Here is a 23,405-nt window from a genome sequence, read left to right as displayed (position 1 = left end):
AGCCTGTCGGACTTACCGCTGATCTACTGCGGAACAGCCGATTTTGGTCATTTTTTGTTCTCTTTCTCGTTGAATAGAACCACTATTCGCCTCAAAAGAGCTCAAAAACTGCCTCAAAACGAACTTCCCCTCGCTACGATCGGTCAAGCCAGACAGGCTGCTAACACAGCCGCCCGGTTGCGGTGGCGCAGCGCGGTACCGATTCAGGTCGGCGTGTCCTCTTTGCGTCTTTTGTGGGAGCCGTCACAGAGCGGCGGACTCTCGGTCGATTTGCACATGCACAGAAAAACGATATCGTTTCGCTCGGCGACGAATACGACCGGGTCTATGCCGGTGCCCTGATGGGATCCGTCGCACCAGGGCTGGTTTTCCGAGCGCCCGCAGGCACACCAGGTGTAGGTCTCCCCTTCCTTGAGTTCGATACGTACCGGTGCATTGCCGGCACGATGAATCGGCGAGTGGGACATGGCGGCTATCTCGGCTGTCGAGTCACCCCAAAGCCTAGGCCAGGGATGGCCTCTGTGCAGACAATGCAGGAGCAATTGTCTGTCTAGGCCAGGGATGGCCTCTGTGCAGACTCTACTTGCAACAAGACGGCAGGAGCAATCCTCTGCCTGGGCCAGGGGTGACGGAAGGCCGCCCCACGGAAGGCCGCCCCGCCGCTGTACAAACTCTACTTACAGAGCAATTGTCTGAAGGCGGCCGCCCGGGACCTGCGCCGATCCTGTTCAGGCCCGGCGCAGGGGCTCAGTCGTCCTCGGGCTCATCGTCGAGTTCGACCCGGTCACGGTTCAGGCGGCGGATTTTTTCCGCCAGCCGACCGCCCCGCGGCCCGCTGTCTTCGCGCCGTTCATCGTCACGCTCCTGTTGTTCGACGTGCTTCTCGTAAACGGACTTTTGACGCTTGCGCTTCTCCAGCGCCTTTTTCTTGCGACTTTCGTAACTGTCCGGATCGGCCAGTTTCTCGCTGCGCCGGGGCGGACTCTCGCCCCACTCGATACGGTTGGCATCGGAACGCTTTTTCTTTACGCGTGTCATTTCGGGTCCTGCTGTTGCTCATCTTCCGCCGCCAGGCGCTCGGCTTCTTCAAGCGCGGCCTGGCGTCTCTTTTCGTCCCACTCGGCGACCGTTTCAAAACTGATGCGTCCGAGTTTCCCGCCCCGCAGTTCGTTTAGCAGTATTTCCGAGGCCTTGTGCCTGTCGACGATACCACCGGGTCTGAGGCAGCCACGCTTGCGGCCGATTGCATCGATCAGCTCCTCGGCGATCTCTGGCAATTGTGTCAGTTTGTAGCGTTCCTGCAAGCGTTGCGGGTACTGTCTGAGCAGAAAACCGGCGGCAAAGAGCGCCACGTCCTCGAACTCGATAGCAGTATCGCGGATGGCGCCGCTGGCGGCCAGTCGGTAACCGGAGTCCCGGTCCTCGATCTTGGGCCAGAGAATGCCCGGCGTATCGGACAGCGCCATGCCTCCCTGAACGCTGAAACGCTGTTGCGACCGGGTTACGGCCGGCTGGTTGCCCACCTTGGCGATGCGCTTGCCGAGCAGCGCATTGATCAGCGTCGACTTGCCGACATTGGGAATGCCCATGATCATCGCCCGCACCGGACGGCCCGCATTGGCACGCGACGGCACCAGCTGCTTGCACAGATCCGGCAGGCGCTTGATCAGCTTCTTGTTTTCGTAGTCGAGCGCCAGCGCCTGGACAGCCTCCATGCCGTTGAAGAACTCCAGCCATTCCTGGGTCAGCAGCGGGTCGGCAAGGTCGGCCTTGTTGAGCAACTTGATCACCGGCTTGCCCTTGCGCAGTTTGTCGACCAGCGGGTTCTCGCTGGACTGGGGCAGACGCGCGTCCAGCACTTCGATCACCACATCGACCTCGTCCATGGTCTTGGCGATCTCTTTGCGCGCCTTGTGCATGTGCCCGGGAAACCAGTTGATGCTCATTGATGTACCGCCCCTGTTCGAAGGGCGCCTATTATAGCGCCGTGGGCACAAAGCGATAGCGCTCCGCCCCCCTTTCGCCCTATCGCTTGACGGGGGTTTACGTATAAACTTTGCGGGACCGGGCAACAGGAAGAGTGAAGGGACAAATGGATTCGACGTCCAACAGCCAGCAGTTTCAGATGACACGCCAGCCCATCTTCGACGGTCACCAGAAAGTGGTGGCGTACGAGTTGCTGTACCGTAATGAGAACGAGGCCGCGCCGCAACTCGCCGACACCGAACACAGCGGCGAAATGATTCTCAACGTCTATACCAGCATCAGCGATGCAGGCGCCGTGCGCCGGGTACCGGCCTTCCTTCCGGTCAGCCCGCAGCTGCTGCTGTCCGGAAGCATCCCGGACCTGCCGCGCAAGCAGGTCGTCATCGAACTCGAGCCCGACGAATCTCCTGACCGCGAGTACGAGCAGGCGGTCCTGAAACTGATGCGCGACGGTTACCGCATCTGCCTCAGGAGCAGGCGTTACAACCCCCGTCACGACAATCTTCTGAAGATGGCACAGATCGTCAAGCTCGATGTGCGTGAGCTCGATGACGCCGAACTGAAACAGCAGCTCGCCACGATGGCGCCGTTCAAGGTCGCGTTTCTGGCCGCGGGGATCGAACAGTTCGACCAGCTCGAACGCTGTGTCGAGATGGGGTTCAAGCTCTACCAGGGCGGTTTCCTGAGCCGCCCGAAGATGGTCCAGGGCCGGCGCGTCAGCGCCAATCAGGTTGCGCTGATGCAGCTGATCCAGGAACTGCAGAAACCTTCGACGACGCCGGAGAAACTGGAGTCGCTGATACTGCGGGACCCGGTGCTGACCTTCAAGCTGCTGCGAATCGTCAATTCGGCCGCCTATGCCCTGGTTCGCAAGGTCGACTCCATCGCCCAGGCCGTCGTGCTGCTCGGACTCGAGCAGGTGCGCAAATGGGCCACCCTGATCGCGATGTCCGCCAACCGCGACAAGCCCGAAGAGCTGGCGCGACTGCTGCTGATAAGGGGCCGCATGTGCGAGCTGGTCGCCGAGGGCATGCGCTACCCCAACGCCTCCTCCTTCTTCATGGCCGGCATGATGTCGGGGCTCCACGCGATGCTCGACATCGACCGCGATGCGATGCTCGAGCAGGTGCCGCTGGGGGACGATATCAAGATGGCGATATGCGACGGTGCCGGGACGGTCGGCACTGTACTGGGCAACGTCGTTCATTACGAGAGCGGCGACTGGGACCTGCTGCCGGCCGACTTCGACGGCAGCCTCTATGACAAGGCCTATCGCGCCAGCCTCAAGTGGACCCAGGAAGCGATGCAGGCGATGTACGAGGATTGACGGGACCCGTCACTGCCGGGCCATCCCGGTCAGGCAGCATCCGTTTTGATGTTATTTTTGAACCTGCGCCGCCCCGGCGGCCGATACCCGTATCAACGTGGAGAAAACCATGACCCAGGCCCACGGCCTTTTTATCGAGGAGCTTGAACTCGGCCAGACGGTGTCCGTGCTCAAGACCGTCTCCGATCGCGATATCCAGCTGTTCGCCGAAGTCACCGGCGATACCAACCCGGTACACCTGGACGAGGATTTCGCACAGCAGACAGCCTTCGGCGGCCGCATCGCCCATGGCATGCTCAGCGCCGGCCTGATCTCCGCCGCAATCGGCACTCACCTGCCGGGACCCGGTGCCATCTATCTCGACCAGCAACTGAAGTTTCGCCAGCCGATCCGCCCCGGCGACGAAGTCGAAACCCGCATCACCGTAACCGACATCAATGTCCGCCGGCGGCGCGTCACCCTGTCCACCGACTGCTATGTCGACGGCCGAAAGGTCACCCAGGGCGAAGCCATCGTCATGGTCGACAACAAACCCTGAACCGGAGGCAGGTCGATGCTGATCGATTCGCAAAAATCGCTGTTGCTGCTGGTCGATGTCCAGGACAAGCTCGTGCCGGCGGTCGAAGCGCCCCAGGCACTGCTCGACAACTGTCGCTGGCTGATGGAGATTGCCCGGTACCTGCAGGTGCCGGTCCTGGCCAGCGAGCAGTATCCCCGCGGCATCGGCCACACCTCGAACGCCCTGCGCGAGCTGCTGCCGGACGACGCCGTGCTGGAGAAAACCTTTTTCTCCTGCATGTCGGAAGCGGCCTGCCGGGACGCCATCGATGACGGGCAACGGGAGCAGATCGTCGTCATCGGCATAGAGGCCCATGTCTGCGTACTGCAGACCGCCATTGAGCTGCGCGAGCAGGCCCGGGAGGTCTATGTCGTCGCAGACTGTATCTCGTCGCGCAACCCCTCGGACAAGGCGCTGGCGATCGAGCGCATGCGCGAGGCCGGCATCCGAATCGTCAGCCGAGAAATGGTCGCCTTCGAATGGATGCGCAAGGCCGGTACCGACAGCTTCCGTCATATCAGCCGCAACTACCTGCGCTGACGGCGGGAAGCCCCGGGCGACGGGGCGTAACTGGGATTGTCCGCCTCCTTTGACTAGACTTCGAACGGGCAGCTGCCGTACCGGCCACGTCAGCCGCCTCTCGGATGAGGGGAGGATTCCATGGCGCAACCACTCTGGACACCCGGTCCCGATCGCATCGCCGGCAGCCGCATGACGGCGTTCATGCATCACCTCAACAATCGACTGAGCCTCGAACTCTCCGACTACGGGGCGCTCTATGACTGGAGTATCCGGGAGGCCGAGACCTTCTGGGAGGAACTCTGGGACTGGGCTGGCGTAATCGCCGATGCCCGCGGCGACCCCATTCTGGAGCACGCCGAACGGATGCCGGGCGCACGCTGGTTTCCGGAGGCCCGTCTCAATTTCGCCGAAAACCTGTTGCGAGTGGGTGACGACAGTCCTGCGGTCGTGTTTCGCAACGAAGCGGACCATCGCAGCACCCTGAGCCATAACGCGCTCTATCACCGCGTAGCGGAACTGGCCAGCGCCCTGCGTAAATTCGGCATCGGGCCGGGCGACCGTATAGCCGGTTTTATGCCGAACCTGCCCGAAACCCTGATCGCGATGCTGGCCAGCAGCGCCGTCGGAGCCGTCTGGAGTTCCTGCTCGCCTGACTTCGGTATCCAGGGCGTACTGGACCGCTTCGGTCAGATCGAACCGCGCCTGCTGTTTACCGCCGACGGCTACCTCTACAATGGCAAAAACCACGATTCCCTGGTAAAGATCGCCGGCATCCTCGACCGGCTGCCATCGGTGGAACGGCTGGTCGTCGTGCCCTACCTGGCGGAGCAGCCGGCCCTGGGGCGGCTCGACAAGGCCGTGCTGCTCGACGACTTTGTCGACCGGGGCGAGACCCATATCGAGTTCGAACAACTGCCGTTCGATCACCCGCTCTACATTCTGTACTCGTCGGGGACCACCGGGGTGCCGAAGTGCATCGTCCACGGGGCCGGCGGCACGCTGCTCCAGCACCTCAAGGAACATCGGCTGCATACGGACCTGGGAGCCGGGGACCTGCTGTTCTACTACACCACCTGCGGCTGGATGATGTGGAACTGGCTGGTCAGCGCCCTGGCATCCGACAGCGCGCTGCTGCTGTTCGACGGTTCCCCCACGGCACCGACACCGGAACACCTGTGGAATATCGCCGAACAGGAGGGGATCAGCGTATTCGGCACCAGCGCCAAATACATCGCCGCACTGGAAAAAGCCGGTATCAGGCCCGGCCGGACACATCGCCTCGAACGCCTCCGGGCACTGCTGTCCACCGGCTCGCCGCTGTCCCACGAAAGCTTCGACTACGTCTACCGCGAGATCAAGCAGGACCTGCAGCTGTCGTCCATCTCGGGCGGTACCGACATTATCTCCTGTTTCGCCCTGGGCTGTCCGATAAGGCCGGTTTACAAGGGCGAGCTGCAATGCCGGGGCCTGGCCATGGCGGTCGAAATCTATGATCCCCAGGGACAGCCGCTGCAGCGCGGCAAGGGCGAGCTGGTCTGCACCCGCCCCTTCCCGTCGATGCCGATCGGGTTCTGGCAGGACCCGGACCAGCAGCGCTACCGCGACGCCTACTTTTCCCGCTTCGACAATGTCTGGGCCCATGGCGATTTCGCCGAGCTGACCGGGCATGACGGCCTGATCATCCACGGCCGCTCGGACGCCGTGCTCAACCCGGGCGGCGTCCGTATCGGCACCGCCGAGATCTATCGCCAGGTCGAGTCAATCGAGGAGGTGCTCGAGAGCATCTGCATAGGCCAGCCCTGGCAGGACGATGTGCGGGTGGTGTTGTTCGTGCGTCTGCGTGACGGTCTGTCACTCGATGATGCGCTGCGCGACCGTATCCGCCGCCGCATACGCGAGCACACGACGCCTCGACACGTGCCGGCGAAAATCGTCCAGGTGGCCGATATCCCCCGCACCCTGAGCGGCAAGATCGTCGAACTGGCGGTGCGCAGCATGGTCATCGGCGAGGACGTGCAGAACCGGGAGGCACTGGCCAACCCGGATGCGCTCGAACTGTACCGGGACCTGCCGGAATTGAAAACCTGAAATTGCGTGACGCGTCACCCGTTACGCGTCACCCATTACCCTTCCACCCGGTCGAGATGACGCAGGAAATCGGCCGGATCGATCACGCCGACCAGCATCAGCTGCGGTTTCAGGGTGCCGGCGCTGTCGTAGAACAGCAGCGCCGGCGGCCCGATGACGCCGTATTCGCGGTTCAGTTCCCGGGCCGCAGCGTCGTTGGCGGTCACGTCCACCTTGATCAGCTGATAGCCCGACAGCGCCCGGCGTACGCTCTCGTCGCTGAACGTCACGTACTCCAGCTCGTAACAGGACACACACCATTCGGCGAAGAAGTCGAGCATGACCGGCTGGCCATTGCGGCGGGCCTGTTCCAGCAACGGCTGCAACTGCTCCATCGAGGTCACCCTGCTGAACGGCAGTGACGCCTCTGATCGCGCTTCGCCCGCGGCCAGCCCCTGCAGTGGATAGACCAGGCTTCGGCTGCCCGAGAACAGCCCCACCATCAGCGCCAGACCATAGACCAGCAGCATCAGGCCCACTCCCTTCCAGAGCCGGTGCCAGCCGCCGCTCTGATCCGGCAAACGATCGAGGGCGTTCATGTAGACCGCCGAAACGACAAGTACCATCGCCGTCAGCGCCATCGTCGCCCGATCCGGAATGATGCGATCGAGCATCCAGATCGCCATCAGCAGCAGCGCGACACCGAATGCCGCCTTCACCGCATCCATCCAGAGCCCGGCCTTGGGCAGCAGTTTCCCGGCCGAGGCGCCGACCAGCAGCAGCGGCACGCCCATGCCGAGACTGAGCGCAAAAAGTGCCGAGCCGCCAAGCACCGGATCACCGGTCTGGCCGATATAGATCAGCGCGCCGGCCAGCGGCGCCGCCATGCAGGGTCCGACAATCAGCGCCGACAGCAGCCCCATCACCGCCACGCCGGTGAGGGTACCGCCCTGGCGCCGGCTGCTGGCGCGACTCAGCCGGCTCTGCCAGCTGGACGGCAGCTGCAGTTCGTAGAATCCGAACATCGACAGCGCCAGCAGAACGAAAAGGCCGCTGAAGGTGGCGATGATCCAGGGATTCTGGAAGCCGGCCTGGAGATTGGCACCGAAGAGCCCGGCGAAGATACCGGCCAGGGTGTACGTCAGCGACACCGCCAGCACATACACCAGCGACAGCACCAGTGCGCGCCCGGTACTGATGCGATGGCCATGGCCCGCAATGATGCTGGAGATGATCGGGATCATCGGGAAGACACAGGGCGTGAATGCCAGCGCAAGTCCCGCAATGAAAAAGGCACCCAGGGTCACACCCAGGCCCGCATTGCGCAGCAGACCGGCGAAGCGGTCCTGCTCGCTGACCGGCTCCCCGGCCGGGACTGTACCGACACCGTAACTGACGGCGCCGGCCTGGGTGGCGCCAGCACCATCGCCGCCGCCCGGCGGCCTGTTCGTAACAGCGGCGCCTGCCGCAGGAACGCCTGCCAAACGGATCTCACGGGTCACAGGCGGATAGCAGATTCCGCCTTCCCAGCACCCCTGGTAGGTCACGGCAAGGCGATCGTCGACCGCTTCGGAACCGAGGCTCGCCAGGCTCAGTTCCACCTCGGCAAATTCATGGTAGACCTGGACCTTGCCGAACAGCGGATCCTCCTTCTCCTCGGAAGGCGCGTTGATCCGCTCGACAACCCGGCTGGTTCCGTCGAGGCTCTTGAACTCCATCCGGTCCCGATAGAGGTAATAGTCCGGCTGTATGGTCCAGAGCAGTTTCACCCGTCCGGGGGCGACCTGCTCGAAATCAAAACGGAAGGCATCATCGACCTGCAGCGGGCCGTCGCTGCCGCCGAAGGGATTCTTGTCGAAGAGCCCGGCCTGGGCCGGCAGGTTAAGACCCGCCAGCAGCAGCAGGAAAAGAGAAACGCAGCGAAAGAACTGTGAGCGCACGGGATTCCGGTTCCACGGGTTGAACGAATTGGCAGCCTGTAGACCACGGCATCCGGGTCAAGTTCGCACCGGGCTCAGACCAGCTTCAGGCGGCATTGTAACACTGGCCCGCGGACCTGGCCTCCACCGGAACCTGCCGGGCTTATAACGTGCCTGGTTATGTGTTAAAAAGGTGTGCAGTTGCACAAAGCGCCGAATGCCGGCCCGCTGCGCTAATCGCATGCCGCACCGGAACCCGAGCGCCTTGAAAACCCTTAACCTGTTACCGTTCAGTTTTCAACATTGCGACGGGCCCGGACGATTGCGGGCCCGGCCCTGTTCGCTGTAGGGAATACCCATGACCGACACACGTTTAGACGACCTCAATATCGAATCCGTATCCATCCTGATCACGCCGGAAGCGCTCAAGGCGAAGCTGCCGATCAGCGAGGCGGCGGCCGCAACCGTCATGAACGGCCGCGAAACGATCCGCAATATCCTCGACGGCAAGGACAAGCGCCTGATCGTTGTCGTCGGCCCCTGCTCCATTCACGATCCGGAAGCCGCTCTGGACTATGGCCGTCGCCTCAAGGCGCTGGCGGAGCAGGTCAAGGACAGCCTGTTTCTGGTGATGCGCGTCTATTTCGAGAAGCCGCGCACCACCGTTGGCTGGAAAGGCCTGATCAATGACCCGCACATGAACGACTCCTTCGATATCGAGGAGGGCCTGCACATCGGACGCAAACTGCTGCTCGATCTGTCCGAACTGGGCCTGCCGCTCGCCACCGAGGCACTGGATCCGAACAACCCGCAGTACCTGCAGGACCTGATCTCCTGGTCTGCAATCGGCGCCCGGACCACCGAGTCCCAGACCCATCGCGAGATGTCGTCGGGTCTCTCCTGTGCCGTCGGCTTCAAGAACGGCACCGACGGCAGCCTGGGCGTGGCGATCAACGCGCTGCAGTCCGTCAGCCACCCGCACAGTTTCCTCGGCATCAGCGAAAAAGGCGAAGCGGCGATCATCCGCACCCGGGGCAACCCTTATGGCCACGTGGTGCTGCGTGGCGGCAATGGCAAACCGAATTACGATTCGGTCAGCGTTACCCTCTGCGAGCAGGAACTGGCGAAGAACAAGCTGCCGCTGAACATCATGGTCGACTGCAGCCACGCCAACTCCAACAAGGATCCGGCGCTGCAGCCTCTGGTGGCGGAAAACGTCGCCAACCAGATCGTCGAAGGCAACAAGTCACTGATCGGCCTGATGATCGAATCGAATATCGGCTGGGGCAACCAGTCGATCCCGGCCAAACTCGATGAACTGAAATACGGCGTTTCGGTCACCGACGCCTGCATCGACTGGGATACCACCGAGCGCAGCCTGCTGAAGATCCACCAGCAGCTCAAGGAAGTGCTGCCGCGCCGCTAAGGCCCTGCAGCTATGCCAAAAAAGGCCCGCTACGTAGCGGGCCTTTTTTGGCGGATTCCGTCACCGGCCTGGCGGCCGGCAGTCGTATCAGCCCTTGCCGGCTTCGCGGGCTTGGGCAGCCGCCGCGTCCTTGGCGATATTCTTGCGCAGGAAGCCCACACCCACGAAGACCAGGGCTACACAGGCGGCCACGATCAGGACACTGGGTGCGAAGGATACCAGGCTGTATTTGTCGATACCGGTCATAGGAACCTCTTGTAGTCGCTTTTTTGAACAGAAAAAATTTTGGCGATTATAAGGGAACCTTGATCCAAGTCAAAACAGACTTGTCGACTTTTCCGTTCAGTCGTCCCTTTCCAGACGACGAACCAGGCTGCAGGTATCCCAGCGCCCGCCCCCCATCGCCTGAATATCGGCGTAGAACTGATCGAGCAATGCGGTAATCGGCAGACTGGCGCCGTTGTTGCGGGCTTCATCCAGCGCGATACGCAGGTCCTTTCGCATCCAGTCGACGGCAAAGCCGAAATCGAAACGGCCATCGAGCATCGCCTCGTGGCGATTGTCCATCTGCCAGGAACCGGCGGCGCCGTGACGGATAACGTCGAACACCGCTCTGCCGTCGAGCCCCGAGCGCTTGGCGAAATGCACCGCCTCCGCCAGCCCCTGCACCGCACCGGCGACACAGATCTGATTGACCATCTTGGCCAGCTGACCGCTGCCGGCATCACCGAGCAGGCGGCAGGACTTGCCATAGGCGGCGATCACCGGCTCGATCCGCGCAAAGACTTCGGGCGCCCCGCCGCACATGATGCTGAGCACCCCGTTCTGGGCCCCGGCCTGGCCGCCTGACACCGGCGCGTCGATAAAGTGCAATCCCCGCGCGCGGGTAGATGCATCGAGTTCACGCGCCACCTCGGCGGAAGCGGTCGTGTGGTCCACGAGCACAGCGCCGGCGCTCATTCCGGCGAAAGCACCGTCATCGGCCTGGACGACCTGGCGCAGGTCGTCGTCGTTGCCTACGCAGGTAAAGATGATCTCGGCACCGGCCGCCGCAGCGGCCGGTGTCTCGGCGAACCGGCCGCCATATTCGTCTGTCCACTGCCGGGACTTCGCCACGGTGCGATTGTAGACGCAGACCTGCTGTCCATTGCGCTGCAGGTGACCCGCCATGGGGTACCCCATGGTTCCCAATCCCAAGAATGCGACTTTCATCCTGATTCCTTCTGGCTGTGGATTCGTAAGTTCCGGGGACTGCGTCCCGGTCGATCAGACTGTACTTTATGCCACAGTCGACGCCAGGCTGACCAATGGAGTTAGCCGATGACGCCCCGGTACCGGACTGCTAAGCTGTTGCGGTAACGGGAACAAGGAGCTTTCATGCGCACGCTGGCGACACTGTTACTGCTGGGCCTTTCGCTGCTGCAACCGGTCCGGGCCGGGATGGCGGTCTACGACCTGAGTTTCACCGACCTCGAACACCGGCCGATCGCGCTCGACCAGTTTCGAGGCCAGGTGCTGCTGCTCAATTTCTGGGCCACCTGGTGCCCGCCCTGCATCCGCGAGATGCCAGCCATGGACCGGCTGCAGCGCCACTTTCCCGACGACGGGCTGGCGGTGGTGGCCGTTAATGTCGGTGAAAGCGCCGAAGCGATCGAGACCTTTCGCGCCCGCCTCGAGCGCCCACTGGGTTTTCGCATCCTGCTCGACGAATCCGGCTCGGCCTTCACCGAACTCGGCATTCCCGGCCTGCCGATGACCTATCTGTACGGTCGCGACGGCACGCTGATCGATACCGTAGCCGGCGGGCACGAATGGGACTCGCCCGAGCGCATCGAACAGATCGGAGCATTGCTGAAATAAAGGCCGGGCTCCCGCTCCATGACGGCATCCAGGCCGTTCGAGACCGGGCTCCCACAGTCGAGGATTCGGGCCACCGCAGCACCTGGCTTGCCGCTTGTAGCATTCATTCAATGCTTGTACGGATCGGCGGCATCCAGCAGGCCGTCGCCGAGGAACTGATACGCCAGCACCACCAGGATGACCGGTATCACCGGATACAAAAGCCATGGATAGAGCACCACATAATTGATGTTCTGCGCCTCGTTGAGCAGCACGCCCCAGCTGGTGACCGGCGGGCGCAGGCCCAGGCCCAGAAAGCTCAGCGCGGTCTCGCCCAGGATCATGGTCGGAATCGACAGCGTCGCCGAGGCGATCAGGTGACTGACGAAACTCGGCATCAGGTGCTTCATGATCACCCTGCCCGGCTTCGCCCCCATCAACTGGGCCGCCACACAGAAATCCTCCTCCCGCAGCGCCAGCAGCTTCGAGCGCACCGCCCGCGCCAGCCCCGGCCAGTCGAGCAGCGCGAGCAACACCGTGATTCCGATGAAGATCAGCGTGGGGGCCAGGTCACCGGTAGAATAGCCGAGAGCGTCATCAGCAGCGGCAGCATCGGAAAAGAGCGGATAACTTCGATCACCCGTTGCACCACGTTGTCGACCATTCCGCCGTAGTAGCCGGCGACACCTCCGATGCTGATACCGAGCATGAAGCTGATGGCGATCCCGATCAGCCCCAGGGTCAGGGAGATCCGGGCACCGTAGACGATCCGCGAGAGCATGTCCCGGCCGAGCCGGTCGGTCCCGAGCAGGAACAGCGGCCCTCCCTTGGCCGGGCAGACGAGGTGGAAGCTGGCGGGCACCATGCCCCAGAATTCGTAGCCGGCACCGGGGTAGTCATTGTCATGACAGAAAAAGCGCAGCGGATGGCGCTGATTCCGGTCCTCGGCGTAGACCCACTGCAGCTTATCCATGTCCAGGGTCACGTCGATTCCATAAACGAAGGGCCCGACAAACTCGCCCTCATGAAACCAGTAAAGCTCCTGAGGCGGCGCGAACAGGTAATCGACATGGCGCTCCTCGAGCTGGTAGGGTGCCACCGCCTCGGCGAAGATCACCACCAGGTACATCAGGGTCAGGAAGCTGGCGCTGATCACGGCCAGCCGGTGTCGCCTGAGTTTCCACCAGGCCAGGCGCCACTGCGACGCCATGTAATAGCGCTCCTGCTCCGGCGTCAGCTCCATCACCGACTGCGGGTTGAACGGTTCCGGGTTGACGTAATGCTCGACCGGCGGGCGGTTCATCGCTGCTGCCCTCCTCGAGCCGGATACGCGGATCAAGCACCGCCAGCGCCAGGTCGGAAATCAGCGTCCCGAACACCGTCAGCAGCGAGATGAACATCAGGAAACTGCCGGCCAGATACATGTCCTGCGACTGCAGCGCCTTGAGCAGCATGGGGCCGGTGGTCTCGAGCCCGAGCACCACCGAGACGATCACGGCGCCGGAGATCATCTCCGGCAGCAGGTTGCCGATATCGGCGATAAAGGGATTCAGGGCCATGCGCAGCGGATACTTGACCAGGGTCTTGCCGGGCGACAGGCCCTTGGCCTTGGCCGTGACCACGTATTGCTTGTGCAGCTCGTCGAGCAGATTGGCGCGCAGGCGGCGTATCATGCCCGCCGTGCCGGAGGTGCCGATGACCACCACCGGCACCCAGAGGTGTTCGAGCACCGACACCACCTTGTCCCAGGTCCAGGGCTGATCGATATAGCGGGCATCCATCAGCCCGCCGATATCGGTGCCAAAATACGCCTTGGCCAGGTACATCAGTACCAGCGCCAGCAGAAAGTTCGGCGTCGCGAGGCCAATGAAGCCGACGAACGAGAGTGCAAAGTCACCGATGCTGTACTGGCGGACCGCCGAGTAGACGCCGATCGGGAACGACATCACATAGACGAACAACGTCGTCACGAACGCCACCATCATGGTCAGGAACATCCGGTCGCCCACCACCTCACGTACCGGCTTGTCGTGCTCGAACGAGTGCCCCAGATCCCCCTGCAGCAGCCCGGCGACCCAGAAGAAATACTGCTCGACAGGCGAGCGGTCGAGGCCATACTGTTCGCGCAGGTAGGCGACACGCTCCTGACTGACGTTCTCGCCCTGGGCCTGGAGCTCGTTGACCATGGTGGTCAGGTAATCGCCCGGCGGCAGCTGGATGATGGTGAACACCAGTACGCTGATAACCAGCAGTGTCGGTATCATCATCAATACGCGGCGGGTGATGTAACGCCACATGATGCTTTACCTCTCGAACCAGAAGGTGTCCGGTAAATAAAGTCCGAAGTGGGCGCCCGGATCCCAGTTCCAGATGCCTTCGTCCGGCACGTTACGCAGCGCGGCGTCGACCGCAACCGGCTGCATCACACCGGCCAGAATACCGATACTGAAGACATTGTCGGCATGCAGCTGCAGCATCCGGTGCCAGGCCTCGGCACGCGCGTCGGCCGATTCGGCGCGATACCAGCTCTCGAGCAGCGTCATCAGCTGTTCCGCCTCGGCCATGTCCACCGGCTCGCCGGCCGCGCCATGGGTCTCGACATACTGGCCGAACTTGGGCCACTGATAGTACTCCTGCTTCACCGGCGCCAGCTCCGAGGGCGAATTGGCCCGCGTCGCGATGCCGTTTTCAAGCCCGGTGGAAATGGTCATCTGAGCCTCGCCGGCGTAGACACGACGGCGGACGTTGTCGAGATTCGACGGTTTGATATGCAGTTTGATGCCCACCTCGGACCAACTGTCGGCCACCAGTTGCAGCACGTCGGCCTGTTCGCTGGTGCCGTCGAAGGTCTCGACGATGATCTCCAGCGAACGGCCGTCCGGCAACTTGCGGAAACCACTGGAATCACGTTCGGTCAGGCCGATTTCGTCGAGCAGCCGGTTGGCCTGATCGAGGTCGAATCCGGTCCAGTTTTCCCGGTATTCGGGCTTGTAGAGCGGCGATTTGGGCAGCAGCGTATTCTGCCCTTCCACGGCCATGCCGTAATAGATCACCCGGTTGATCTCGTGGCGGTTGATGGCGAGCGACAGCGCGCGCCGAAATCGCACGTCGCGAAACAGGTCGCGCCACACCGGATCGTTGTGGTTGAGATTCGGGAACAGCGCCTGGCGGGCCCCCTTGGCCTCACGCCACAGAGCCACCCGGTAACCGTAGTCGGGGCCATTGCGCTTGAGCAGCGTGTAGTCGCTGAACCTCAGGTACTGGGCCTGCAGATCCGTTTCACCGGTGGCGGCCTTGGCCGGAATCAGCTTCGATTCGGTGATGCCCATCACCACCCGATCGATATAGGGCAACTGACGCCCGTCCGGATCGACCCGGTGGAAATAGGGGTTGCGCTCGAAAATGTACCGGCTGCTGGGTCCGGCCGTGGTCTGGTGCCAGGGCTGCAGCGCGGGCAGTCCGGGATTATCGGCACGATAAAGCCGTCCCATCGAGGTATGGAGTGCAGCCCAGTCGCGCTTGCCCTCGCTCAGCACCTTCTCCGCCAGCTCCGCTTCGTTGGCATACTTCTGATGAAACTGCTTCATGTAGTGTGCCGGTGCGTAAATGAAGAGCGGCGCGGCCCCGGCCAGGCCGGCGAGAAAGTCGGGATTGGGATCCTCCCAGGCATAACGAACCGTTGTTGCATCCGGGAAGCTTACCGTCGGGAACTTGTCGTTGACCTTTAGGACTGCAGGCGGGCCCACCGGATAGAGCTGATCGTTATTGGCGACATCCTCCCACCAGTAGCGAAAATCCTCGGAGGTGAAAGGTTCGCCATCGGACCAGCGATGGCCGGGGCGCAGATGCAGCGTGAATATCCGTTCCTGCTCGACTTCGACGGCCTGCAGAATATCGGGCACCAGCTCCAGGCTTTCATCGTAGCGCACCAGCCGGGCATACCCGTAGACCGTCATGCGGCGGGTGTCCTTTTCCTTGCCCATCAGGATGTTCAGAGTACCGCCATATTGCCCGACGTCCTTGTTCCATTTCGCGAAATCCAGCTGCAGCGGCTCGGCGGGCAGGCGCTGCTCCAGTGGCGGCAGCTCACCGGCGGCGACGCGTTCCTCGACGGACGGTGCCTGCGAATAGGCCTGGACCCCCAGGCTGAATCCCGCCAGCGGCAGCAACAGTGCCAGGCGACGCCAGTTGAAATGACTCATGCTACCAGCTCCTCGCGGCGTGTTCCCGCCGCAACGCGGACATAATGCCCGGCTTCGAATTCGATCAGCGATGCCGGGGCATCGGGGTGATGGGTAAAGGGCGCCGCCCAGGCCTCGGGCTCCGACGCCCGGTCCAGCATAAGGCGCTCGAAATCGAGCGGATGTTCCGGGTCCGGATAGGGCACCGCGCTCAGCAGCGCCTGGGTGTACGGATGCAAGGGCCTGCGGAACAATGCCTGCTTGGGTGCCAGTTCAACCAGCTGACCGCGGCACATCACGGCGATCCGGTCGGCGATATAGTCGACCACCGCCAGGTTGTGACTGATGAAAAGATAGGTCAGACCCAGCTGTTTCTGCAGATCCTTGAGCAGATTCAGTATCTGCGCCTGAACCGAAACATCGAGCGCCGACACCGGCTCATCGCAGATCACCAGCTCCGGACTCAGCGCCAGTGCCCGCGCGATGCCGATGCGCTGCCGCTGGCCGGCCGAGAAGCTGTGCGGATAGCGCTGCAGGTAACGCACATCGAGCCCCACCAGGTCCATCAGTTCACGGGCGATCGTCTCGCGCTGTTTGCGGCTGGCGATACGGTGTATCACCAGCGGTTCGGTGAGGATGTCGTAAATGGTCATGCGGGGGTTGAGCGACGAAAAGGGGTCCTGGAACACGAACTGCATGCGCTGACGGAACTCGGTCAGCGGTTTGCCGTCCAGTGCCAGCAGATCGATATCGCGGTGGCCGTCGTAGAAACTGACCTGGCCCTGATCCGGATTCAGCGCCCGCATCAGGATCTTGCTCAGGGTCGTCTTGCCGCAGCCGCTCTCGCCGACAAGCCCCAGACATTCACCGCGATGGATATCGAAACTGACGTCGTCGACCGCCTGAATCCGGCTCTGGTGACCACTGCCGGCACTGCGAATGCGGAACTGCTTGCGAATATTGCGCACGCTGAGGATGGGTCTGTGGCGGTCGTAGTCCGGCGGCAGCGGGTGCTTGGGCGTATGCAGATTGTCGGTATTGGGGCGGATCTCCCGGATCGGCACCAGCCGCTCGTCCGGCGCCATGTCGAAACGGGGCACCGCCCGCAGCAGGGCCTTGAGGTAGGGGTGGGAGGGATGCCGAAAGATATGGTCGATGGAACCGGCCTCCATCACCTCGCCGTGGTAGACCACGACCACATCCTGCACCATGTTCGCCACCACCCCGAGATCATGGGTGATCAGCAACAGCGCCATGTGCAGCTCCTGCTGCAGGTCGCGGATCTGCTTGAGTATCTGCGCCTGAATGGTGACGTCGAGGGCCGTTGTCGGCTCGTCGGCAATCAGGAGCACCGGATGGCAGACCAGCGCCATGGCGATCATCGCACGCTGCCGCAACCCGCCCGACAGTTCGAACGGATAGGTCCTCAGCGCCCGCCGGGCATCGGGAAAACCCGCCAGGTGCAGTATTTCCCGTGTCAGCTCGAGGGCCTCGGCCTGAGTCACCGAGCGATGGAGCTTCAGCGCTTCCGATATCTGATCGCCGATGGTGTGCAGCGAGGACAGCGAGGTGTTGGGCTCGGGGAATATGATGGAGATGCGACCACCGCGAATATCACGCATGCGGGCGCTGTCACGGTGCAGCGCGGCGATATCGACCACCTGGTGCGAACGGGGATCGCGGAACAGGATCTGCCCCGAATCGATCACGCCCGCCTTGGGCAACAGCCCCATGATGGCCTGGCTGATCACCGATTTCCCGGATCCGGATTCGCCCACCAGGGCCACCGACGCACCCGGGTCTATATTGAACGACACCCCCTTGACCGCTTCGATAACGCCTTCGGGCAGACGGAAGGAGACGCGTAAATCCTTCACCGACAACAGATGATCCAAAATCCGTCCCCCCGCTACATTCCTCCATTCAACTGTAGTTTATAGACAGCGGAGCGGCTGCCGTCCATTCGGGACGTCGCGAAAGCGCGACAAAGTGACGGATTACCGCCAGGGATGGCGGCTGTGCCTACAACGTAGGAGTAGTTGTAGGTGGACGGGTGACGGGTGACGGGTGACGGGTGACGGGTGACGGGTGACGGGTTTAGCGTGCCGCCTGCCTTCAGGCGGCACGACGGCGATCAGTGCCCCGGGCGACGGCCGATGGATTCGACGATGGCCATGACCATTTCGGCCGAATGGGTCGCGGCCTTTTCGAGGAACTGCTCGAACGAAATGTTCGATTCCTTGCCGGCGATATCCGACAGCGCGCGTATAACAATGAAAGGCGTATCGAACCGGTGGCAGGTCTGGGCGATCGCTGCCGCTTCCATTTCCACCGCTTTCAATGCCGGGAACAGAACCCGCGTTTTCGCCACCCGCTGCGGACAGTTCATGAAGCTGTCGCCGGTAGCGATAAGCCCCCGCACGGTTTTCACGCCCGGCATCCGGTCAATGCACTTTTCGGCAATCTGTGCCAGCAGCGGGTCCGGTTCGAAGGCCGCCGGCAGGCCCGGTACCTGGCCCGGCTCGTAGCCGAAGACGGTAACGTCGACGTCGTGATGCCGCACTTCGGTGGAGATGACCAGATCGCCGACCTCCAGCTCCGGATCGAAGCCGCCGGCGGAGCCGGTATTGATCACGCAGTCCGGTTCGAATATCTGCAGCAGCAGTGCCGTACTGATTGCCGCATTGACCTTGCCGATGCCCGACTGCAGCAATACCACATGCTGGTCACGCAGTTGTCCGGTATAAAAGGCGTACCCGGCATAGCGATGCTCTTCGCAACCACTGATGGCCGATTTTAGTAATTCGACTTCCTGATCCATTGCACCGATGATGCCGATGCATACCCTGTCCTTGCGCTTGAGAATCTCTGCCAGGCACTTGCTCATCTGATTGTAACTACCGTTCTTCGTATCTGTATGTTTGTTATAAATCCGGCGGGCGACCCGGGTTGACCTGAACCCTGCTGCCGGTGCTGCATCCGGACAGAGTTCGTTCCGGACCGTCCCACTGCCGGACCTCCGGAACAGCTTGTGCAGCCGAAGCGGCTGCATTCTTCCCTGATATCCATTATCCGGCCCGGGAGCCCGGATAATGAAGGCCGCCTAGGATACGGAATTTGCCCTGCAGAAAGAATAGTGCAGACAAGCCGATTCCCGCCATTGGGCACTTAATTGGATCTGACCGGACAGTTTCTGAACAGCGATGGCGCTCAACGCGGATAAAGCCCCGTCCATCCCAGTTCCCGAAACAGGCTGTCGCTGTAATCGTCGACGCCGCTGCAGATGCGCTTCGTCTGTCCGGTAAAGGGGTGCCGGAATTCGAGCTCCGTGGCCATCAGCAGAAGACGCTGCAGCCCGAAACGCTCACGAAACAGCAGATTGTGCTTGCCGTCCCCATGCTTGGTATCACCAACCAGCGGGTGGAAGATATGCTTCATGTGGCGTCTGATCTGGTGCTTGCGCCCGGTATGCGGTCGCACTTCGACCAGCGAGTAGCGCGCGGTCTCGTAACGGCCGACCGGTATCGGCAGCTCGACGGTCCCGAGGCGCCGGAACTCGCTGACAGCCTCTTTGGCCGGCTTGTCCGGATCGGCGAAGGGGTCGGCCTTCTTGTCGTGAATTGGCTTCAGCGGGTAATCGATAATGCCCTCTTCCGGCGTATGGCCCCGGGTAACGCAAAGATAGGTTTTTCGCACCCGGCGCTCGGAGAAGGCCAGATTCATCGCCTGGGCCGCTTCCTTGTGTTTGCCGAACAGGATGACGCCGGACGTGGCCCGGTCCAGCCGATGGATGGTGTAGACGGTAGAACCGAGATAACCTTTCAGCCAGGCAACCGCGTTGGGCGTTTTGCGCGGCGCTATCCAGCTCGGGTGAACCAACAGGCCGGAAGGCTTGTCAATGGCGATGAAGTGTTCGTCCTCGAAGAGAACTCTGGGGTCGGACATTGGCGGCTATGGACTCGCGAGGCACGGCGCAGGGAAAGAAGTGGCGGTGGGACAGGGATTTGAACCCTGGGAGCCTTTCGACTCGCCGGTTTTCGAAACCGGTGCTTTCGGCCACTCAGCCATCCCACCGCTGCAATGCGGCGCCAATTTTACGTGGAATCATCTGGATGTCAAAGGGTCCAAACGCTTGAATTTTAATTTATAAACGTCATTATCGTACTCATCGGACAGAAACCAACCGAGGGAAACCATGCGTAACGTTCGAACCATCAACAACGATGCCTACCACTCAGGTGCGCTTTCGACCAACAAGGTCCTGCGCAATACCTATTTCCTGCTGGGCATGACGCTGGCCTGGTCTGCGGCGATCGCAGGCGTCGCCGCGGCCCTGGCCCTTCCCCACCCGGGTCTGATCATCACCCTGGTCGGTTTCTACGGTCTGCTGTTCCTGACCGAGAAAAATCGCAACAGCTCGCTGGGGCTGCTGTTCGTATTCCTGCTGACAGGCTTCATGGGCTACACCCTGGGCCCGATCATCAACATGTTCCTGGCCCGGGGCGGCTCGGACATCGTCATGATGGCGCTCGGCGGCACCGCCCTGACCTTCTTCACCACCTCGGCCTACGCCCTGACCACCAAGCGTGACCTGTCCTTCATCGGCGGCATGCTGATGGCCGGCTTCGTGGTGCTGCTGGTAGCGGTCATTGCGAACATCTTCCTGCAGATGCCGGCCCTGTCGCTGGCGATCAGCGCGATGTTCATCCTGTTCTCGTCCGGTGCCATCCTGCTGACCACGCAGCAGATCGTGCGCGGCGGCGAAACCAACTACATCTCCGCGACCGTGACCCTGTACGTCTCGATCTACAACATCTTCATAAGCCTGCTGCAGCTGCTCGGTCTGACCAGCAGCGACTGATCGCGGGGTCGAAAGCCCCTTCAAGCCCCGCCATCTTTGCTAAGATGGCGGGGCTTTCGTTTTGGGGTTACGCGTAACGCGTCACCCTTACCGGCGCCGTCCGGTTGTTCAGTGCGCCCCAAGTGCCGCTGATCTGCAAAGAAACTCAAGCGGGATAACGAGTTGCCATGATCTTTTCACTGCTGGTCTATGCCGCGCCCCACAGCCACCAGGCCGCCGAATCGGCCTACCGTTTCGCGGTTGCAGCGCTCGAACAGGGTCACAGGATCCACCGGGTGTTCTTTTACGGCGACGGCGTGCACAACGCCTCGGCCCTCGCCGCGCCGCCGCAGGACGAAACGGACCTGCCGGCGCGCTGGCAGCAGCTGGGCGAGGCGCATCAGCTGGATCTGGTGGTCTGCATCGCCGCAGCGGTGCGTCGCGGCGTGCTCGATGCGAACGAGGCCGGCCGCTACGAAAAACCCGGCCACAACCTGCGCGGGGGCTTCGAGCTCTCGGGACTCGGGCAACTGGCGGATGCTGCCATACAATCGGACCGCCTCGTCACTTTCGGAGCCTGAGATGAACGCCGCCAAACGCTTTCTGATCATCAGCCGTCGCCCCCCTACGGCAGCAGCCATGGCCGTGACGCACTGGACACCGCACTGACCACCGCGGTGTTCGAACAGCCGGTCGCAATGCTGTTCCTGGGGGACGGCGTGTTTCAGCTGCTCAAGGGACAGGACCCGGCCGGGCTTCAGCAGAAAAACCTTTCCGCCACCCTCAGCGCCCTGCCGATGTACGATATCGAGACGCTCTACGTCTGCGCCCGGGCGCTGCGCGAGCGCGGCCTCGAGACCGGGGACCTTGTATTGCCGGTGCAGGTGCTGGAACCCGACGCGATCGGCCAGCTGATCCGCCAACACGATGTTGTTATGAGTTTCTGAACATGACCCTGCATACACTGAACCGCGCCGCCTCCAACCAGGCGCTGATCGATGACTGCCTGGCGGCGCTGGTCGACGGCGACGCCCTGCTGCTGCTCGAGGATGGCGTCTATTGCGCCCTCGAGGCCCGGCCACTGCCGTTGCCGACCGGCGTGCGTTGCTATGCGCTGGCGGCCGACGTCAGCGCCCGCGGCCTCGATGGGCGCCTCGCGAGCGCCATCGAAGTGATCGACGATGCCGATTTCGTCCGGCTCTGCTGCGAACACGAACGGGTACTGAGCTGGTTCTGACCATGGGATATCTCGAAATGGACGGACAACGCATCGAACTGGACGGCGAAGGCTATCTGCGCGACCTCGACCAGTGGTCGCCGGACGTGGCCCGGGCGCTGGCCCAGCAGATACCGCTGGAGCTGACCGAGGCGCACTGGGAAATTATCGAGGTCTTGCGGGATTTCTACCGCCGCTTCGAACATGCGCCCGCGATGCGCCCGCTGGTCAAGGCTGTGGCCCAGTCCCTCGGTCCGGACAAGGGCCGCAGCATTTACCTGATGAAACTCTTTCCCGAAAGCCCGGCCAAGGTCGCTGCGCGTCTGGCCGGTCTGCCGAAACCCACCAACTGCCTGTGATAACAACAATGACGTATCCCCGTATCGCTTTTCTCGGTATCGGCCTGATGGGCCGCCCGATGGCGCTCAACCTGCTGCGCGCCGGATACCCCCTCAACGCCTGGAACCGCACCTTCGCCAAGGCCCAGGCCCTCGTTTCGGCCGGCGCCCGGCCCTGCGAGACGGTCGCCGAAGCGGTCGCCGATGCCGATATCATCATCAGCATGCTGGAGAACGGCCCGGTGGTCGAAGCCGTGCTGCTCGACGCATCGACCCTCGCGGCAGTCAGGCCCGGTGCGCTGATCATCGACATGAGTTCGATCCCGCCGGAAATGGCCAAGCGCCACGGCGCCCTGCTCGCGGGACGGGGTATTGGTTATCTTGATGCACCGGTTTCAGGCGGCACCGTCGGCGCCGAACAGGCCAGCCTGTCGATCATGGCCGGCGGCAGGGGCGAAGATTTCGACCGTGCGAAACCGCTTTTCGAAGTGCTGGGCAAGTCCGCTACCCATATAGGCCCGACCGGTTCCGGCCAGCTCGCCAAGTGCGCGAATCAGGCAATCGTCGGCATCACCATCGGAGCCGTGGCGGAAGCCCTGCTGCTGGCCGCCCGGGGCGGTGCCGATCCCGCCGCGGTACGCGAGGCCCTGCTCGGCGGCTTTGCCGGCAGCCGTATTCTCGAGCTACATGGCGAACGCATGATCGAACGGGCCTTCATGCCCGGCGCCACCGCCCGGGTCCAGCTCAAGGACCTGCGGACCATTCTCGATACGGCCGGCGAAGAACAGTTGCAGCTGCCGCTGACGCAGCAGGTATTCGAACAGTACCGGCAACTCATCGACAGCGGCCTGGAGGAGGTCGACCACAGCGGGCTGCTGTTGCAGCTGGAGGCGCTCAATGCGCCGGCACGCCTCAACGACCGACCGACACTCAAGCCAGACGACGTCAGGAAGCCGGACTGAACCCGGCCCCAAATGACTTTTCCCAGCCTTTTCAAGGCGATCGATGCTATGGGATACTCGGGCCTGGTCAGCCCGCAATCCAATTCGCGACAGGGAGCCACCGCAGGCCTGGATCGGCCCGGTAGCCTTCGTGCAAACAAGGTGAACATTTCGTTATGAGTCTGGAAGCAGCAGCGGCACAACTGCAGGCACTGGATCTGCAGAAGAGCAAAACCGGCAAAAA

At 62.4% G+C, this 23,405-nt stretch carries 24 protein-coding genes, 1 tRNA gene and 1 pseudogene; 12 read left to right on the top strand and 14 right to left on the bottom strand.

All coding sequences use genetic code 11. The annotated features are described in order from the left end of the window. Positions 1 to 203: 203 nt before the first annotated feature. From ACFQDL_RS25755 to ylqF, 3 genes are all read right to left on the bottom strand, one after another. Positions 204 to 467, bottom strand: coding sequence for a CDGSH iron-sulfur domain-containing protein (locus ACFQDL_RS25755; protein WP_379911503.1), 264 nt, complete (start codon positions 465 to 467; stop codon positions 204 to 206). 280 nt (positions 468 to 747) lie between these two features. Beyond that, positions 748 to 1,038, bottom strand: a complete 291-nt coding sequence (locus tag ACFQDL_RS25750; RefSeq protein WP_379911502.1) for a hypothetical protein — start codon at positions 1,036 to 1,038, stop codon at positions 748 to 750. Further along, positions 1,035 to 1,946, bottom strand: coding sequence for a ribosome biogenesis GTPase YlqF (ylqF, locus tag ACFQDL_RS25745; RefSeq protein ID WP_379911501.1), 912 nt, complete (start codon positions 1,944 to 1,946; stop codon positions 1,035 to 1,037). The genes ACFQDL_RS25750 and ylqF overlap by 4 nt, the downstream gene beginning before the upstream one ends. Before the next feature lie 179 nt (positions 1,947 to 2,125). Here ylqF and ACFQDL_RS25740 point away from each other — a divergent pair, with 179 nt between their 5' ends. From ACFQDL_RS25740 to ACFQDL_RS25725, 4 genes are all read left to right on the top strand, one after another. Beyond that, complete coding sequence (locus tag ACFQDL_RS25740; protein WP_379911500.1) at positions 2,126 to 3,313, top strand: EAL and HDOD domain-containing protein; 1,188 nt, start codon at positions 2,126 to 2,128, stop codon at positions 3,311 to 3,313. Between the two features lie 109 nt (positions 3,314 to 3,422). Next, a complete protein-coding gene (locus ACFQDL_RS25735) occupies positions 3,423 to 3,851 on the top strand; it encodes a MaoC family dehydratase (protein WP_379911499.1) in 429 nt (142 codons plus the stop codon). A gap of 15 nt (positions 3,852 to 3,866) precedes the next feature. Further along, the gene (locus tag ACFQDL_RS25730; RefSeq protein ID WP_379911498.1) at positions 3,867 to 4,412 is read left to right on the top strand and encodes a hydrolase; all 546 of its coding nucleotides are present in this window, start codon (positions 3,867 to 3,869) and stop codon (positions 4,410 to 4,412) included. Positions 4,413 to 4,532: 120 nt separating this feature from the next. Continuing rightward, positions 4,533 to 6,482: an acetoacetate--CoA ligase gene (locus ACFQDL_RS25725; protein ID WP_379911497.1), complete on the top strand. Its 1,950-nt coding sequence runs from the start codon at positions 4,533 to 4,535 to the stop codon at positions 6,480 to 6,482. A gap of 35 nt (positions 6,483 to 6,517) precedes the next feature. On the opposite strand, the gene dsbD is transcribed toward ACFQDL_RS25725, so the two are convergent. Beyond that, positions 6,518 to 8,401 (bottom strand): protein-disulfide reductase DsbD, encoded by a 1,884-nt coding sequence (gene dsbD, locus ACFQDL_RS25720; RefSeq protein ID WP_379911496.1) that lies wholly within the window; start codon positions 8,399 to 8,401, stop codon positions 6,518 to 6,520. A gap of 337 nt (positions 8,402 to 8,738) precedes the next feature. Between dsbD and ACFQDL_RS25715 the strand changes: the two genes are divergently transcribed. Further along, positions 8,739 to 9,806: a 3-deoxy-7-phosphoheptulonate synthase gene (locus ACFQDL_RS25715; RefSeq protein ID WP_379911495.1), complete on the top strand. Its 1,068-nt coding sequence runs from the start codon at positions 8,739 to 8,741 to the stop codon at positions 9,804 to 9,806. Positions 9,807 to 9,893: 87 nt separating this feature from the next. On the opposite strand, the gene ACFQDL_RS25710 is transcribed toward ACFQDL_RS25715, so the two are convergent. Together ACFQDL_RS25710 and ACFQDL_RS25705 are read right to left on the bottom strand one after the other, a co-directional pair. Next, positions 9,894 to 10,052, bottom strand: coding sequence for a hypothetical protein (locus ACFQDL_RS25710; RefSeq protein WP_379911494.1), 159 nt, complete (start codon positions 10,050 to 10,052; stop codon positions 9,894 to 9,896). A gap of 96 nt (positions 10,053 to 10,148) precedes the next feature. Further along, positions 10,149 to 11,018, bottom strand: coding sequence for an NAD(P)-dependent oxidoreductase (locus ACFQDL_RS25705; protein WP_379911493.1), 870 nt, complete (start codon positions 11,016 to 11,018; stop codon positions 10,149 to 10,151). A gap of 165 nt (positions 11,019 to 11,183) precedes the next feature. Between ACFQDL_RS25705 and ACFQDL_RS25700 the strand changes: the two genes are divergently transcribed. After that, positions 11,184 to 11,666, top strand: a complete 483-nt coding sequence (locus ACFQDL_RS25700) for a TlpA disulfide reductase family protein (RefSeq protein ID WP_379911492.1) — start codon at positions 11,184 to 11,186, stop codon at positions 11,664 to 11,666. Positions 11,667 to 11,773: 107 nt separating this feature from the next. On the opposite strand, the gene ACFQDL_RS25695 is transcribed toward ACFQDL_RS25700, so the two are convergent. The 8 genes and pseudogenes from ACFQDL_RS25695 to ACFQDL_RS25660 all read right to left on the bottom strand — a co-directional run bounded on the left by ACFQDL_RS25695 (position 11,774) and on the right by ACFQDL_RS25660 (position 19,900). Then, positions 11,774 to 12,181 (bottom strand): ABC transporter permease, encoded by a 408-nt coding sequence (locus tag ACFQDL_RS25695; protein WP_379911491.1) that lies wholly within the window; start codon positions 12,179 to 12,181, stop codon positions 11,774 to 11,776. A gap of 17 nt (positions 12,182 to 12,198) precedes the next feature. Beyond that, positions 12,199 to 12,801, bottom strand: coding sequence for a hypothetical protein (locus ACFQDL_RS25690; protein ID WP_379911490.1), 603 nt, complete (start codon positions 12,799 to 12,801; stop codon positions 12,199 to 12,201). Positions 12,802 to 12,979: 178 nt separating this feature from the next. After that, positions 12,980 to 13,942, bottom strand: a pseudogene (locus ACFQDL_RS25685) (ABC transporter permease); the annotation flags it as partial. 6 nt (positions 13,943 to 13,948) lie between these two features. Continuing rightward, positions 13,949 to 15,847, bottom strand: coding sequence for an ABC transporter substrate-binding protein (locus ACFQDL_RS25680; RefSeq protein WP_379911489.1), 1,899 nt, complete (start codon positions 15,845 to 15,847; stop codon positions 13,949 to 13,951). Next, positions 15,844 to 17,703, bottom strand: coding sequence for a dipeptide ABC transporter ATP-binding protein (locus ACFQDL_RS25675; protein ID WP_379911488.1), 1,860 nt, complete (start codon positions 17,701 to 17,703; stop codon positions 15,844 to 15,846). The genes ACFQDL_RS25680 and ACFQDL_RS25675 overlap by 4 nt, the downstream gene beginning before the upstream one ends. A 257-nt stretch (positions 17,704 to 17,960) precedes the next feature. After that, the gene (gene mtnN / locus ACFQDL_RS25670) at positions 17,961 to 18,713 is read right to left on the bottom strand and encodes a 5'-methylthioadenosine/S-adenosylhomocysteine nucleosidase (protein ID WP_379911487.1); all 753 of its coding nucleotides are present in this window, start codon (positions 18,711 to 18,713) and stop codon (positions 17,961 to 17,963) included. A 323-nt stretch (positions 18,714 to 19,036) separates the two neighbouring features. After that, positions 19,037 to 19,771 carry a pseudouridine synthase gene (locus tag ACFQDL_RS25665; RefSeq protein WP_379911486.1) on the bottom strand — a complete coding sequence of 245 codons (735 nt, stop codon included), beginning with the start codon at positions 19,769 to 19,771 and terminating at the stop codon, positions 19,037 to 19,039. 41 nt (positions 19,772 to 19,812) lie between these two features. Next, positions 19,813 to 19,900, bottom strand: a tRNA-Ser gene (locus tag ACFQDL_RS25660). A gap of 121 nt (positions 19,901 to 20,021) precedes the next feature. Here ACFQDL_RS25660 and ACFQDL_RS25655 point away from each other — a divergent pair. The 6 genes from ACFQDL_RS25655 (at position 20,022) to ACFQDL_RS25630 (ending at position 23,182) form a co-directional block, all read left to right on the top strand. Then, positions 20,022 to 20,687, top strand: a complete 666-nt coding sequence (locus ACFQDL_RS25655) for a Bax inhibitor-1/YccA family protein (protein WP_379911485.1) — start codon at positions 20,022 to 20,024, stop codon at positions 20,685 to 20,687. 167 nt (positions 20,688 to 20,854) lie between these two features. After that, positions 20,855 to 21,247 carry a sulfurtransferase complex subunit TusD gene (gene tusD, locus ACFQDL_RS25650; protein WP_379911484.1) on the top strand — a complete coding sequence of 131 codons (393 nt, stop codon included), beginning with the start codon at positions 20,855 to 20,857 and terminating at the stop codon, positions 21,245 to 21,247. Between the two features lie 96 nt (positions 21,248 to 21,343). Next, positions 21,344 to 21,613 (top strand): sulfurtransferase complex subunit TusC, encoded by a 270-nt coding sequence (gene tusC / locus ACFQDL_RS25645; RefSeq protein ID WP_379911483.1) that lies wholly within the window; start codon positions 21,344 to 21,346, stop codon positions 21,611 to 21,613. A gap of 2 nt (positions 21,614 to 21,615) precedes the next feature. Beyond that, positions 21,616 to 21,903, top strand: coding sequence for a sulfurtransferase complex subunit TusB (tusB, locus tag ACFQDL_RS25640; RefSeq protein WP_379911482.1), 288 nt, complete (start codon positions 21,616 to 21,618; stop codon positions 21,901 to 21,903). 2 nt (positions 21,904 to 21,905) lie between these two features. Beyond that, the gene (locus ACFQDL_RS25635; protein ID WP_379911481.1) at positions 21,906 to 22,241 is read left to right on the top strand and encodes a TusE/DsrC/DsvC family sulfur relay protein; all 336 of its coding nucleotides are present in this window, start codon (positions 21,906 to 21,908) and stop codon (positions 22,239 to 22,241) included. Between the two features lie 8 nt (positions 22,242 to 22,249). Then, the gene (locus ACFQDL_RS25630) at positions 22,250 to 23,182 is read left to right on the top strand and encodes an NAD(P)-dependent oxidoreductase (RefSeq protein WP_379911480.1); all 933 of its coding nucleotides are present in this window, start codon (positions 22,250 to 22,252) and stop codon (positions 23,180 to 23,182) included. Positions 23,183 to 23,405: the final 223 nt, after the last annotated feature.

This window comes from Marinobacterium aestuariivivens (assembly GCF_042661465.1).
GTDB classification, from domain to species: Bacteria; Pseudomonadota; Gammaproteobacteria; order Pseudomonadales; family Balneatricaceae; genus Marinobacterium_A; species Marinobacterium_A aestuariivivens.
The sequence above is the reverse complement of the archived record's forward strand: the minus strand, read 5'-3'. Positions and strand labels throughout refer to the sequence as shown.

Excerpts from the sequence above, each read along its gene's own strand:
- ACFQDL_RS25705 (WP_379911493.1), bottom strand. The coding sequence starts at position 11,018 with ATGAAAGTCGCATTCTTGGGATTGGGAACCATGGGGTACCCCATGGCG.
- ACFQDL_RS25750 (WP_379911502.1), bottom strand. The coding sequence starts at position 1,038 with ATGACACGCGTAAAGAAAAAGCGTTCCGATGCCAACCGTATCGAGTGG.
- ylqF (WP_379911501.1), bottom strand. The coding sequence starts at position 1,946 with ATGAGCATCAACTGGTTTCCCGGGCACATGCACAAGGCGCGCAAAGAG.
- tusD (WP_379911484.1), top strand. The coding sequence starts at position 20,855 with ATGATCTTTTCACTGCTGGTCTATGCCGCGCCCCACAGCCACCAGGCC.
- ACFQDL_RS25700 (WP_379911492.1), top strand. The coding sequence starts at position 11,184 with ATGCGCACGCTGGCGACACTGTTACTGCTGGGCCTTTCGCTGCTGCAA.
- ACFQDL_RS25725 (WP_379911497.1), top strand. The coding sequence starts at position 4,533 with ATGGCGCAACCACTCTGGACACCCGGTCCCGATCGCATCGCCGGCAGC.
- ACFQDL_RS25740 (WP_379911500.1), top strand. The coding sequence starts at position 2,126 with ATGACACGCCAGCCCATCTTCGACGGTCACCAGAAAGTGGTGGCGTAC.
- ACFQDL_RS25655 (WP_379911485.1), top strand. The coding sequence starts at position 20,022 with ATGCGTAACGTTCGAACCATCAACAACGATGCCTACCACTCAGGTGCG.
- ACFQDL_RS25635 (WP_379911481.1), top strand. The coding sequence starts at position 21,906 with ATGGGATATCTCGAAATGGACGGACAACGCATCGAACTGGACGGCGAA.
- ACFQDL_RS25680 (WP_379911489.1), bottom strand. The coding sequence starts at position 15,847 with ATGAGTCATTTCAACTGGCGTCGCCTGGCACTGTTGCTGCCGCTGGCG.
- ACFQDL_RS25730 (WP_379911498.1), top strand. The coding sequence starts at position 3,867 with ATGCTGATCGATTCGCAAAAATCGCTGTTGCTGCTGGTCGATGTCCAG.
- tusB (WP_379911482.1), top strand. The coding sequence starts at position 21,616 with ATGACCCTGCATACACTGAACCGCGCCGCCTCCAACCAGGCGCTGATC.
- mtnN (WP_379911487.1), bottom strand. The coding sequence starts at position 18,713 with ATGAGCAAGTGCCTGGCAGAGATTCTCAAGCGCAAGGACAGGGTATGC.
- ACFQDL_RS25665 (WP_379911486.1), bottom strand. The coding sequence starts at position 19,771 with ATGTCCGACCCCAGAGTTCTCTTCGAGGACGAACACTTCATCGCCATT.
- ACFQDL_RS25735 (WP_379911499.1), top strand. The coding sequence starts at position 3,423 with ATGACCCAGGCCCACGGCCTTTTTATCGAGGAGCTTGAACTCGGCCAG.
- ACFQDL_RS25715 (WP_379911495.1), top strand. The coding sequence starts at position 8,739 with ATGACCGACACACGTTTAGACGACCTCAATATCGAATCCGTATCCATC.
- ACFQDL_RS25710 (WP_379911494.1), bottom strand. The coding sequence starts at position 10,052 with ATGACCGGTATCGACAAATACAGCCTGGTATCCTTCGCACCCAGTGTC.
- ACFQDL_RS25630 (WP_379911480.1), top strand. The coding sequence starts at position 22,250 with ATGACGTATCCCCGTATCGCTTTTCTCGGTATCGGCCTGATGGGCCGC.
- ACFQDL_RS25755 (WP_379911503.1), bottom strand. The coding sequence starts at position 467 with ATGTCCCACTCGCCGATTCATCGTGCCGGCAATGCACCGGTACGTATC.